The sequence below is a fragment of the Streptomyces alkaliterrae genome (genome assembly GCF_007097205.2).
In the GTDB taxonomy this organism is placed as follows: domain Bacteria; phylum Actinomycetota; class Actinomycetes; order Streptomycetales; family Streptomycetaceae; genus Streptomyces; species Streptomyces alkaliterrae.
In genome coordinates, this window is record NZ_VJYK02000027.1 from 17,141 (window position 1) to 29,366 (window position 12,226).

Consider the following 12,226-nt stretch of genomic DNA (forward strand, 5'->3'; position numbering starts at 1 on the left):
CCACCAATCTAGAGGAGTACGGCCCCACTTGAAGGGCCTACGCCCCGCCCGCGACACGCCCGGCCCGCGATCAGCGCTTGCAGAGCCCCTCCCGGGCGCAAGGGCCCGCTTCTGTCCGCCGCGGCCAACACGACACGGACACTTCTCCTCAGCGGTGCATGTCTCGCGGCACCGGCTGCCCCTAGCCTGCGAGAAGCGAGCAGCACACCCCCGTTTTGCCCAAGGAGAGCGCGATGACCGCTTCGACCCCCATGTCAGACCTGTCCGGAGGCCCCTCCCTCCCCCAGGAGAGGCGGGTCGTCACCGCGATTCCCGGCCCGAAGTCGCAGGAGCTGGCCGCCCGCAAGCAGCGCGCGGTCGCCGACGGCGTGGGCAACGTGCTCCCGGTGTACGTCAAGCGCGCGGGCGGCGGCGTCATCGAGGACGTCGACGGCAACTCCCTCATCGACTTCGGCTCCGGCATCGCCGTGACCTCCGTGGGCAACAGCGCCGAGGCCGTCGTGCGCCGCGCCACCGAGCAGCTCGCCGACTTCACCCACACCTGCTTCATGGTGACCCCGTACGAGAGCTACGTGGAGGTCGCCGAGCAGCTCGCCGACCTCACGCCGGGCGACCACGACAAGAAGACCGCGCTCTTCAACTCCGGCGCCGAGGCGGTGGAGAACGCCGTCAAGATCGCCCGCGCGTACACCGGCCGCCAGGCGGTCGTGGTCTTCGACCACGGCTACCACGGCCGGACCAACCTGACCATGGCGCTCACCTCCAAGAGCATGCCGTACAAGCACGGCTTCGGCCCGTTCGCGCCCGAGGTCTACCGGGTTCCGCTGGCCTACCCCTTCCGCTGGCTGACCGGCCCGGACAACTGCGCCGAGGAGGCCGCGGCGCAGGCCATCGACCAGATCACCAAGCAGGTCGGCGCCGCCAACGTCGCCGCGATCATCATCGAGCCGCTGCTCGGCGAGGGCGGCTTCATCGAGCCGGCCAAGGGCTTCCTCCCGCGCATCGCGGAGTTCGCCAAGGAGAACGGCATCGTCTTCGTCGCGGACGAGATCCAGTCCGGCTTCTGCCGCACCGGCCAGTGGTTCGCCTGTGAGGACGAGGGCATCGTCCCCGACCTGATCACCACGGCCAAGGGCATCGCCGGCGGTCTGCCGCTGGCCGCCGTGACCGGCCGCGCCGAGATCATGGACGCCGCGCACGCCGGCGGCCTCGGCGGCACCTACGGCGGAAACCCGGTCGCCTGCGCCGGCGCGCTCGGCGCCATCGAGACGATGCGCGAGCTGGACCTCAACGGCAAGGCCCGCCGCATCGAGGAGGTCATGAAGCCGCGCCTGCGCAAGATGGCCGAGCAGTACCCGGTCATCGGCGACATCCGCGGCCGCGGCGCGATGATCGCGATCGAACTGGTCCGCCCGGGCACCAAGGAGCCGGCAGCGGACGTCACCGCCGCGCTGGCCAAGGCCTGCCACCAGGCGGGCCTGCTGATCCTCACCACCGGCACCTACGGCAACGTGGTCCGCTTCCTGCCCCCGCTGGTCATCGGCGAGGACCTCCTGAACGAGGGCCTCGACATCCTCGAGAACGCCCTCGCCGAGCTGGCGTGACGATGGCGACGTGATGTCGCCGCAGCACGGCGGACGGCCGGGTCCGGCGGTGGGATCGCCCCACCGCCGGACCCGGCCGTTCGCGCTTGCCGGACGCCGCGACAACCGGCCGCAGAGGGCCGGAGGTCAGCTCCTCGTGTCCCCGACGGGGGGTCAGCCGCGGTCGAGGCCCGCACGCAGGGCGCGGTCGGCGACCCGGTAGCCGTCCCGGGTCATGGCGCGCCAGACCTCCACGGCGAGTACCGGCTCCTCGGCGGTGATGCGGTCCAGGCTCGCGGCGGACAGCCGCAGCAGCTCCAGGTCCCGTGCGGCGCGGATGCAGGTCTCCTGGACTCCGCCGGTACCGAGCGCGAGTTCGCCGAAGGAGGTGCCCGCGGTCATCGTGACCAGGGTGCGCGGCCGCCCGTCGGCCCCGTCCACCGTCGCCACGGCCTCGCCGCTGACGATGATGTGCACCCCCGCGAACGGGACCCCGGCGGGCAGCACCACCTCGCCCGCCGCAAAACCGACTCTCTCCAGCGCCGCGTCCACCCGCTCGCGGGCGGCCGGGGACAGGTCCCGCAGCAGCGGATGCTCACGTACCAGGGCGTGGTCGACGTCCTCGGACGGGCCTCCCGCATGACGGCGTAGCAGTTCGTCCTCACACCACCGCACCGCCGCGTCGAGGTCGGGGAAGACGTGCGAAGCCGACTCCCGCCCGGCGTCGGGGTCCGGGAGCACGCCGTGCGGGTCGACGAGCACGCCCTCGGAGCCGGCCTCGCGCAGGGTGTCGCGCAGGGCCAGGAGGGTCACCCGTGCGACGTCGGTGACGTCGTCGATGCGGCGGGCGTCCAGGACGGCGAGCTCGGGCTCGTCCGTCACGACGGAGCGGACGATGCTCTCCGCCCCGGCGAACAGCAGGTCCCCGTGGAGCTCGTAGATCCGGCACCTGTGGCCGACCCGGTCCAGGACCTCCTGGTCGGCTTCGGCGCGACGCCGACGCGACGCCGACTGCGAGAGCGGGTAGGCCGCGCGGACCGCGGTGCGGGCGGTCCGGCCGACGTGCATCAGATGCATCTCCATGTCGCGGGACATCCGTTCGCACACCGCCACCCCGCGCGCGCTGTTGCCGTGTGCGTCGAGTCGCGGCGAGAACACCGCGAGCCCGGCCTGGCCCGGCAGGATGGCGATGATGCCGCCGCTCACGCCGCTCTTGGCGGGCATGCCCACGGTGGACAGCCAGTCCCCGGCGGCGTCGTACATGCCGCAGGTCGCCATGACGCTCAGCACCTGTTCCACGTCCGTCGCCGGCAGCACGCGTCGGCCTGAGCGTGGCTGCACCCCGCCGTTCGCCAGAGTCGCGGCCATCAGTGCCAGGTCGCGGGTGTCGACCGCGACGGAGCACTGCCGGATGTACTGGTCGAGTGTCGGCTCGGGATCGCCCCGCAGGATGCCGAACTCGCGCAGCAGGTGTGCGATGGCACGGTTGCGGTGGGCGGTCGCCAGCTCAGAGGCGTGGACCGCCTCGTCGAAGCCGAGTTCGCGGCCCGCGAAGTCGCTGTACCACTGGCGGACCCGCTCGAAGCGTTCCTCGGCATCCGCCCCCGCCACCAGGGACGCCGTGGTGATCGCGCCGGCGTTGATCATCGGGTTGCGCGGGCGGCCGGTTCCGGAAGCCAGGCTGATCTCGTTGAACGCCTCGCCGGAGGGCTCCACGTCCACCTTCTCCGCCACCGCCTGCCTGCCCTGGTCGGCGAGGGCGAGCGCGTAGGTGAAGGGCTTGGAGATCGACTGGATGCTGTACCGCGCTCCGATGTCGCCGACCTCGTAGACGTGTCCGTCCACGGTGGCGAGTGCCAGCGCGAACTGGTCCGGGTCGGCGGCGGCCAGCTCCGGAATGTACCCGGCCACCTCGCCGTCCGTCCCCGCGCACTGCTCGACGATGGTCTCGAGGTACCGCTGCACCGGGCTACGCATGACATCAATGTGCCACCCGATGCCCAGAAGCCGGCGCTACCGCCGCCCGCGCGTCGTACGGGTCGCATGGTCCGCGGACCGTTCCCGCGGCCGGCGGGAGCCCTTCGCCGGCGGCACGGCGGCTGCCCGCCCGTCGAGGCGGTCGCCCGGGGCGCCGCGGTGCGGCCGCCTCCGTCGTCTCCGGAGAGGGCGGCCGCCGATCACCAGGCCCCGGCCGGAGAGGCCGGGGCCTGGTGGAGGGCGGTCCGCCGGTCGACGGTGGACGGCGGCGGGACACGGCCGCGACCTCCGCGGCCCGCGTGGCTTACGCGTTCGACTCGGGGTGCTTGTTGTCGATCTCGGCGATGAGGTCTTCGATCAGTGTCCTGATCTGGTCGCGGATGGGGCGGACGGAGTCCACGCCCTTGCCCGCCGGGTCTTCCAGGGCCCAGTCGAGGTAGCGCTTGCCGGGGAAGAACGGGCAGGCGTCGCCGCAGCCCATGGTGATGACGTAGTCGGAGGCCTGGACGGCCTCGGTGGTGAGCACCTTGGGCTGCTGGTCGGCGATGTCGACGCCGACCTCGGCCATCGCCGCCACGGCGGCCGGGTTCACCTGGTCGGCCGGGACGGACCCGGCGGAGCGGACCTCGATCCGGTCTCCCGCGAGGTGGTTCAGGAACCCGGCGGCCATCTGCGAGCGACCGGCGTTGTGGACGCAGACGAACAGCACGGAGGCGAGCGGGGCGGAGGACATGTGAGTTTCCTTGTCTGGATTGTTCAACAGCGTTGCGGGGAAGGGGAGTTCAGTGGTCGTTGAGGGTCGCGAGGAGCTCGGTGACACGTGAATCGATGTCGTCGCGGATGCGTCGCACGGTGGCCGGCGGGGCCCCCTCGGGGTCGGCTACCGGCCAGTCGAGGTAGCGGCGGCCGGGCACCACCGGGCAGGCGTCGCCGCAGCCCATCGTGATCACGATGTCGGCGGCTCGGACCACCTCGTCGGTGAGCGGCTTCGGGAACACCTCGGCGAGGTCGACGCCGAGTTCCGCGAGCGCCTGGGCCACGTTCGGGTCGGTCTCGGCCGCCGGCTCGGTGCCTGCCGAGGTGGCGGTGACCCGGCCGGCCGCGCGGTGGGTCAGCAGCGCGGCGGCGAGCTGGGAGCGGCCGGCGTTGCGGCTGCAGACGAACAGGACGCGCCGCGGGCCTTCGCCGGGGTCGGACGTGACGTGCGCCAGGGCCGCCAGCCGCTCCTCGGTCAGCCGTTCGGCGAGTACCACGAGGTGGGTGCGCACCCGGGCGGGTTCGGCCAGGCGCCGGTAGGAGTCGGCGAGCAGGTCGCGGACGGTCTCGGGCGAGAACCGGCCGGCGTGTCGCACGGCCAGCCGGGCCGCGCCGGCGGCCAGCCGCTCGTCGGGTAGTTCGGTGGCGGACGGGACGGTCATGGAGACCCCTTCGACGGGCCCTTCGGAACCCCGGCTGGTATCAGTCTCGGGTGATGTGACAGTATCAGCCCATGCTGACGTCAGTCGACACTGACCTGATCCGGGTGCTCGCCGACCCGCTCAGGCTCAAGATCGTGACCCTGCTCGCGCGGGAGACGCTGTGCACCACCCACCTCGTCGAGGAGACCGGTGCCCGGCAGACCAACCTCTCCAACCATCTGAGGGTGCTGCGCGAGGCGGGTGTCGTGGAGACCGAGCCGTGCGGGCGCTTCACGTACTACAAGCTCCGCCCGGACGTCATCGCCTCACTCGCCGGCCGGTTCGCCGAACTCGCCGAGACAGCCCGCCATGCGGCCGACAACAAGAGAGCCTGCCCGTGACCCGCACCGAAGCGCCCACGCCCGCGACCGACGAGTCCTCCGTCGTCGCCAAGCTGTCGACGCTCGACCGCTTCCTCGCCGTCTGGATCCTCGCCGCGATGGCGGTGGGCCTCGGCCTCGGCCGGCTGATCCCCGGGATGAACGACGCGCTCGCCGCCGTCGAGATCGGCGGCATCTCGCTGCCGATCGCGCTCGGCCTGCTGATCATGATGTACCCGGTCCTGGCCAAGGTCCGCTACGACCGGCTCGACACCGTCACCGGCGACCGGAAGCTGCTGATCGCCTCGCTGGTGATCAACTGGGTACTGGGCCCGGCGGTGATGTTCGCCCTCGCCTGGATCTTCCTCGCCGACCTGCCCGAGTACCGCACCGGCCTGATCATCGTCGGTCTCGCCCGCTGCATCGCCATGGTCATCATCTGGAACGACCTGGCCTGCGGAGACCGGGAGGCGGCGGCTGTGCTGGTGGCGCTCAACTCCGTTTTCCAGGTGCTCGCGTTCGGCGTGCTCGGCTGGTTCTACCTGGACCTCCTGCCCGGCTGGCTCGGCCTCGGCGACGGCGACCACCTGGACATCTCCATGTGGAAGATCGCGCTCAACGTGGTGATCTTCCTCGGCGTGCCGCTGCTCGCCGGCTTCCTCACCCGTCGGTTCGGCGAACGCAAGCTGGGCCGCGACCGCTACGAGTCCGAGTTCCTGCCGAGGATCGGCCCCTGGGCGCTGTACGGGCTGCTGTTCACGATCGTGATCCTCTTCGCGCTGCAGGGGAAGACGATCACCTCCCAGCCGCTGGACGTCGCCCGGATCGCGGTCCCGCTGCTGGTCTACTTCGCCCTGATGTGGTTCGGCAGCTTCGCCCTCGGCAAGGCCATCGGGCTGGCCTACGACCGCACGACCACGCTGGCGTTCACGGCGGCGGGCAACAACTTCGAACTGGCCATCGCCGTCGCCATCGCGACCTTCGGCGTGACAAGCGGTCAGGCCCTGTCGGGCGTCGTCGGCCCGCTGATCGAGGTGCCCGTCCTCGTGGCGCTGGTCTACGTCTCGCTGGCCTGGCGCCGCAAGTTCACCTCGGTGAAGACGGGTTCATGACCTCGTACGTCGACGTGGTGGTGGTCGGCGGCGGCCAGTCCGGGCTCGCCGCCGGCTACCACCTGCGCCGGCTCGGCGTGGACCTCGTCGTCCTGGACGCGCGGACCACGCCGGGCGGCGCCTGGCAGGACGGGTGGGAGTCACTACGCCTGTTCTCCCCGGCCGACCACTCCTCCCTCCCCGGCCGGCTGATGCCCCCGCAGCGCGGCGAGACCTTCCCGACCGCCGCGCATGTGGTGGAGTACCTCGCCGACTACGAGAAGCGCTACGGACTCCCCGTGGTGCGCGGCGCGGGCGTGCACGCCGTGCACCGCGACGGCGACCGGCTGCGGGTGGTCGCCGACACCGGGGAGTGGAGGGCCCGTGCCGTCGTCAGCGCCACCGGCACCTGGTCCCGGCCGTTCCTGCCCGCCGCCCCGGGACGGACGGACTTCACCGGCCGCCAGCTGCACACCGTCGACTACCGGGAACCGGCGGACTTCGCGGGACGGAACGTGCTCGTCGTCGGAGGCGGCAACTCCGGTGCGCAGATCGCCGCCGACCTGGCCCTCTCCGGCGTCGCCACCACGTGGGCGACCCGCCGGCCGCCGCGGTTCCTGCCCGACGAGGTCGACGGCCGCGCGCTGTTCGACGTCGCCACCGCGCGCCGCCGTGCGCTCGACGCGGGCCGCGCGGACACCGGCGGCGTCGCCTCCCTCGGCGACATCGTCGCCGTGCCCCCGGTCCGGGCCGCCCGGGACGCCGGACTGCTCGCCCGGCGCCCGATGTTCACCCGGCTCACGACCAGCGGCGCGGAGTGGCCCGACGGGAGCCGCACGCAGATTGACGCCGTCGTCTGGTGCACCGGCTTCCGGCCCGCCCTTTCCTATCTGTCCCCGCTCGGCCTGCGGGGACCACACGGTCGCATCGCGACCGACGGGACCCGCGCCCTCGACGAGCCGCGACTGCACCTGCTGGGCTACGGAGACTGGACCGGGGCGGCCTCCGCCACCCTGATCGGCGTCGGCCGACCGGCGCGGGACGCGGCGCGCCAGATCGCCGAACTGCTGTGCTGAGGGCGAGCAGCGCTCTCCCCGTCAGCGAGGGCCGAGCAGCCGGCCCATCCCGGCCAGGACCGAGGGTGCCACCCGGTAGTAGACCCAGGTACCGCGTCGCTCCGAGGTGAGCAGTCCGGCCTCGCGGAGCTTCTTCAGGTGGTGGGAGACGGTCGGCTGGGAGACTCCGACGTCGGAGATGTCGCAGACGCAGGCCTCTCCTCCCGCGTGGGAGGCGACCAGGGAGAACAGTCGCAGCCGCACCGGGTCCCCCAACGCCTTGAACATCCGCGCGGCCGTCTCGGCCTCCTCCGCGCTGTACGGCCGCTCGGTCAGCGGCGGACAGCAGGGGGCGGCAGCGGCTTCGCCTCCCGAGACCGACAGCGGCAGCGACTCGACGTTCGACATGGACCCATATTGACACGCGTCGAACCCCGGTAGCCATTTCGATGTTCGTCTATGTTGACGTTTGTCGAATCGAGTGCCACGCTGTCCCCGTCAAGCCATCGACGGATGTCGAATCAGAGGAGTTGTCGTGAGCGCCACCACCGAGCAGTTGCCCGTCGTGGTCGTCGGGGCCGGACCCGTCGGTCTGGCCGCCGCCGCCCACCTTCTCGACCGCGGGCTGGAGCCGCTGGTCCTGGAGGCCGGATCGGCGGCCGGGGCCGCCGTCCGCGAGTGGGCCCATGTACGGCTCTTCTCGCCCTGGGGAGAGGTCGTCGACCCGGCGGCGGAGAAGCTGCTCGCTCCGACCGGGTGGGTGCGGCCGGACGCCGCGAGCTATCCGACCGGCGGGGAGTGGGCCCAGCGCTACCTTCAGCCGCTCGCCGACGCACTCGGTGAACGTGTCCGCTACGCCGCCACCGTCACCGGCGTCTCCCGCGCCGGCCGGGACAGGGTCCTCGACGCCGAGCGCGAGGCCCAGCCGTTTGTCGTCCACGTCGACCACGCGGACGGGCGACAGGAGCGGCTTCACGCCCGGGCGGTCATCGACGCCTCGGGCACCTGGAGCACACCGAGCCCCGCCGGCGCCGACGGCCTGCCCGCACTCGGCGAGCGCGCGGCGGCCGACCACGTCACCTACCGCGTGCCCGACCTCGCAGACCCGGCCGTCCGCGCCCGCCACGCGGGCCGACGGACCGCCGTCCTGGGCTCCGGCGCCTCCGCCTTCACGGCGCTCGCCGCCCTCGCCGATCTCGCGCGCGCCGAGGGCGGCGCCGACACCAAGGCGGTGTGGGTACTGCGTCGCGGAATCTCCGCGAACACGTTCGGCGGCGGCGAGGCAGACCAGCTTCCCGCCCGTGGCGCGCTCGGACTCGCGGCGAAGGCCGCCGTCGACGCCGGGCACGCCGAGGCCGTCACCGGCTTCCGCACCACGGAGATCAGGCGCACGCCGGACGGCCGTCTTGTCCTGGTCGGCGAGGACGGACGCGACCTCGACCCGGTGGACGAGGTCGTCGTCCTCACCGGCCTCCGCCCCGACCTGTCCTTCCTCTCCGAACTGCGGCTCGCGCTCGACGAGCGCCTCCAGGCCCCCGTGGCCCTCGCACCCCTGATCGATCCCAACCAGCACTCCTGCGGCACGGTCTACCCGCACGGCCACCGCGAACTGTCCCACCCCGAGCAGGGTGTCCACCTGGTCGGCATGAAGTCCTACGGCCGCGCCCCCACGTTCCTGGCGCTCACCGGTTACGAGCAGGTCCGCTCCGTCGCCGCCGCCCTCGCCGGAGACCTGGCCTCCGCCGACAACGTCGAACTCACCCTTCCCGAGACCGGCGTGTGCGGCGGCGCCGGACTGCCGCTGACCTCAGCCGACGCCTCCGACGACGCCACGCGCGCCCTGCCCGTCGCCGCCGGCCAGGGCGGAGGCTGCTGCGGCTCGTGACCACCGTCCATTCGGCGCGCGGGGCCGCGACCGGTCCGGTGGAACGGTCGCGGCCCCGCGCCGCCCTGCCCGCCCTCTGCCTCACCCAGATCACCGGCTGGGGCGTCCTCTACTACGCGTTCCCCGTGCTGAACCCGCAGATCACCGCCGCGACCGGCTGGTCCACCGGCGCGACCACCGCCGCCTTCTCGCTGGCGCTGATCCTCTCGGCTCTCGCCGGCGTACCCGTCGGCCGCGAACTGGACCGCCGCGGTCCGCGACTGATCATGACCGCCGGGTCCGTCCTCGGCACGCTGGGCCTGCTTGCCATCGCCACCGCGCCCAACCTGCCGGTGTTCTTTCTCGGTTGGGCACTGACGGGGCCCGCGATGGCCGCGGTCTTCTACCAGCCCGCGTTCGCCGCGCTGACCCGCTGGTGGTCCCCCCACCACGTACGCGCGCTGACGATCGTCACCCTCGCCGGAGGGCTCGCCTCGACCGTCTTCGCACCGCTGACGGCGTTCCTGGCCGACCACCTTTCGTGGCGTGGCACATATCTGGTGCTGGCCTGCATACTCGCGGCGCTCACCGTCCCCGCCCATGCCCTGGCCCTCCGCGCACCGTGGCCGGCCGCACCTCCGGCGCCTCTGGGTCACCCCGGCGAGGGAGCCGGAACGGTCGCACGCAGTCGGCAGTTCCTTCTCCTCGCGGTGGCGTTCACGCTCTCGACGTTCGCCCTGTACGCGGTGGTCGTCGCTCTGGTGCCGCTGCTGCTGGAACGCGGCTTCAGCAGCACCGAGGCCGCCTGGGCGCTCGGTCTGGGCGGCGCCGGGCAGACCCTGGGCCGCGTCCTCTACGCCGGCCTCGCCCGGCGCACCACCGTGATCGTGCGGACGACGGTCCTGCTGGGCCTGGGAGGCGTCACCACCGCCATGCTCGCGGTGGTGCCCGGCCCGTACGCGCTCCTGGTCGCCGTGTCGATGGTGGCCGGGATGGTGCGCGGCAACCTCACTCTGCTGAAAGCCACCGCGGTCACCGACCGCTGGGGCGCGACACACTACGGCCGGCTCTCCGGCCTGCTCGCGGCCCCGGCCACCGTGGCCATCGCCCTCGGCCCGTTCGCCGGAGCCCTCCTGACGGCGCCGCTCGGCGGCTACACCGGCCTGTTCGTCTCTCTCGCCCTTGTCAGCGCCGTCGCCGCACTCTGCGGCGCGGGGACCCGAGTCCACCCGCCCGCTCGGCGCTGAAGGGCGGCTTCGCGGTGGGGCGGGGGTGCGATAGCTTGGCGAGCGCACGTGTTGTGCAGGTGTCCCGTTAGGTGAGGCTCCTGTGCGCGTACGTGTCCGCTACCCAGGAAGGTCGAGAGACCCCAACGGGTCAACAGGCTCTGCCGGATCAAGGCTTGGCCTAACGCGGACCGGGACCGCCCCTCGGGCGGGCTCTAGGCGCACAGTGCTGAAGCTCGACGCTGGGAGACGCCGGCAGCCCCCTGGGCGCGTCGGCGTGTGCCGTGCCGAGCCGACGCAGGACCTCCCGGAACGGGGGGTCTTTTTCTGTGCCCGGAGCCCCGGGCAGCGGCGAGGAGGAGGTGAGAGCAGTGCCGGACGGCAGTAGTGCCAGCGGTTTCCGCCGCCCTGGCCTCCGGTCGGGCGGACCACCCGGACACGCCCTCGCCGTGCCCGCTCCACGCGGGGAGCTCGGCGTGTCCTGACATCCCGGAGGGGGATGCGGACGATGATCGACACCCTGGAATTCAGCCTGCGGCTCGGTTGTGCCTTCGGTCTCGGCGCGCTTGTCGGCGTCGAACGGCAGTGGCGGGCCCGGATGGCGGGGCTGCGCACCAACGCGCTGGTCTCCACCGGCGCCGCACTGTTCGTTCTGCTGGCCGTCAACACGCCGGGTGAGGTGAGCCCGACCCGCATCGCCGCGCAGGTCGTCTCCGGCATCGGCTTCCTCGGCGCCGGCGTGATCATGCGCGACGGTGTCAACGTCCGTGGCATCAACACCGCCGCGACCATCTGGTGCGCGGCGGCGGTGGGGGTGCTCGCGGGCAGCGGCGTCTTCCTGGGCGCGTCGCTCGGCGCGCTCGCGGTCGTGGCCGCCAACGTCCTGCTGCGGCCGATCGCCCGGAGGATCGAGGCGGCGCCGCCGGGGAAGGACGCGGAGACGGAGACGCCCTACCAGCTCCGGGTCGTCTGCCTGGAGGACCAGGAGGCGCACATCCGGGCGCTGCTGCTGCAGTCCCTGTCCGGCAGCGGCTTTCTTCTCCGCTCGCTGCACAGCGAGGATCTGGTGGACGACGAGGGTCGGGTCGACGGGGCACGCAAGGTGAGCGTGCGGGCGGAGATGGTGGCCCGGGGCCGGCCGGACGAGCAGCTTGAGCAGGCCGTCAGCCGACTCAGCCTGGAGGCGGGCGTCACCGCCGTCCGCTGGCAGGCGCGGGAAGCGGCCCCCGCGGACGTGTGATGCTCACCCGGCGGACGGGCTCTTCCCCCTGAAACCCCTGTCCGCCCCCGCGTCGGAGCACGATGAGTGGCCCACGTTTCCCAGCGGTGTCGACGCTTGGGGCGAAGAAGAGCGCAGCCCATGACGTCGGCTCGTGCCTCGCGGACTGCGTGACGGCGGCTCTTTCTTCTCCCCGCCGCGTGGATCGAGATGCTGCCCGTCGAGGTCACCGGCGCCACGAGCGACGAGGAGGAGCCGGCCCACCTGTGCTGAGCAGCCACGGCCGCGGCGAGCCTCGTAGGTTCTGCCCCGGGGAGCGGGGCGGCGCATCATGGAGGCATGTCGGCTCTGGCGATGCCGAAGGCACTCGTCCGCCGGACGGCTTTGGTTATCGGCATCGCCGTCGGGTTGGTGGTGGGGGGCCTGGTGCCGGG

General features: G+C 72.6%; 11 protein-coding genes and 1 riboswitch. Of the genes, 7 read left to right on the forward strand and 4 right to left on the reverse strand.

The genetic code is table 11. The features are described from left to right. The first annotated feature begins 251 nt into the window (after window positions 1-251). The gene (gabT, locus tag FNX44_RS04465) at window positions 252-1,604 is read left to right on the forward strand and encodes a 4-aminobutyrate--2-oxoglutarate transaminase (RefSeq protein ID WP_143646625.1); all 1,353 of its coding nucleotides are present in this window, start codon (window positions 252-254) and stop codon (window positions 1,602-1,604) included. Between the two features lie 153 nt (window positions 1,605-1,757). Here gabT and glsA read toward each other — a convergent pair whose 3' ends face one another. From glsA to FNX44_RS04480, 3 genes are all read right to left on the reverse strand, one after another. Further along, a complete protein-coding gene (gene glsA / locus FNX44_RS04470; protein WP_143646616.1) occupies window positions 1,758-3,560 on the reverse strand; it encodes a glutaminase A in 1,803 nt (600 codons plus the stop codon). A 304-nt stretch (window positions 3,561-3,864) separates the two neighbouring features. Further along, window positions 3,865-4,293, reverse strand: a complete 429-nt coding sequence (locus tag FNX44_RS04475; protein WP_143646617.1) for an arsenate reductase ArsC — start codon at window positions 4,291-4,293, stop codon at window positions 3,865-3,867. A 49-nt stretch (window positions 4,294-4,342) separates the two neighbouring features. Next, window positions 4,343-4,978 carry an arsenate-mycothiol transferase ArsC gene (locus tag FNX44_RS04480; RefSeq protein ID WP_143646618.1) on the reverse strand — a complete coding sequence of 212 codons (636 nt, stop codon included), beginning with the start codon at window positions 4,976-4,978 and terminating at the stop codon, window positions 4,343-4,345. 71 nt (window positions 4,979-5,049) lie between these two features. Between FNX44_RS04480 and FNX44_RS04485 the strand changes: the two genes are divergently transcribed. Genes FNX44_RS04485 through FNX44_RS04495 form a run of 3 tightly spaced genes read left to right on the forward strand, consistent with a single transcriptional unit; the run spans window position 5,050 to window position 7,504 of the window. Further along, window positions 5,050-5,358 (forward strand): ArsR/SmtB family transcription factor, encoded by a 309-nt coding sequence (locus tag FNX44_RS04485; protein WP_143646619.1) that lies wholly within the window; start codon window positions 5,050-5,052, stop codon window positions 5,356-5,358. Continuing rightward, window positions 5,355-6,449, forward strand: coding sequence for an ACR3 family arsenite efflux transporter (arsB, locus tag FNX44_RS04490; RefSeq protein ID WP_143646620.1), 1,095 nt, complete (start codon window positions 5,355-5,357; stop codon window positions 6,447-6,449). Before FNX44_RS04485 ends, arsB begins: the two co-directional genes overlap by 4 nt. After that, window positions 6,446-7,504, forward strand: coding sequence for an ArsO family NAD(P)H-dependent flavin-containing monooxygenase (locus FNX44_RS04495; RefSeq protein WP_143646621.1), 1,059 nt, complete (start codon window positions 6,446-6,448; stop codon window positions 7,502-7,504). The genes arsB and FNX44_RS04495 overlap by 4 nt, the downstream gene beginning before the upstream one ends. Window positions 7,505-7,525: 21 nt before the next feature. On the opposite strand, the gene FNX44_RS04500 is transcribed toward FNX44_RS04495, so the two are convergent. Then, window positions 7,526-7,891 (reverse strand): ArsR/SmtB family transcription factor, encoded by a 366-nt coding sequence (locus tag FNX44_RS04500; RefSeq protein ID WP_143646622.1) that lies wholly within the window; start codon window positions 7,889-7,891, stop codon window positions 7,526-7,528. 127 nt (window positions 7,892-8,018) lie between these two features. Between FNX44_RS04500 and FNX44_RS04505 the strand changes: the two genes are divergently transcribed. From FNX44_RS04505 to FNX44_RS04515, 3 genes are all read left to right on the forward strand, one after another. Beyond that, window positions 8,019-9,368, forward strand: coding sequence for an NAD(P)-binding domain-containing protein (locus FNX44_RS04505; protein ID WP_181356498.1), 1,350 nt, complete (start codon window positions 8,019-8,021; stop codon window positions 9,366-9,368). After that, window positions 9,365-10,594, forward strand: coding sequence for an MFS transporter (locus FNX44_RS04510; protein ID WP_143646623.1), 1,230 nt, complete (start codon window positions 9,365-9,367; stop codon window positions 10,592-10,594). Before FNX44_RS04505 ends, FNX44_RS04510 begins: the two co-directional genes overlap by 4 nt. A 56-nt stretch (window positions 10,595-10,650) precedes the next feature. Beyond that, a riboswitch (M-box (ykoK) riboswitch) is annotated at window positions 10,651-10,827 on the forward strand. Window positions 10,828-11,081: 254 nt separating this feature from the next. Next, window positions 11,082-11,813 (forward strand): MgtC/SapB family protein, encoded by a 732-nt coding sequence (locus FNX44_RS04515; protein WP_143646624.1) that lies wholly within the window; start codon window positions 11,082-11,084, stop codon window positions 11,811-11,813. The last annotated feature ends 413 nt before the right edge of the window (window positions 11,814-12,226 follow it).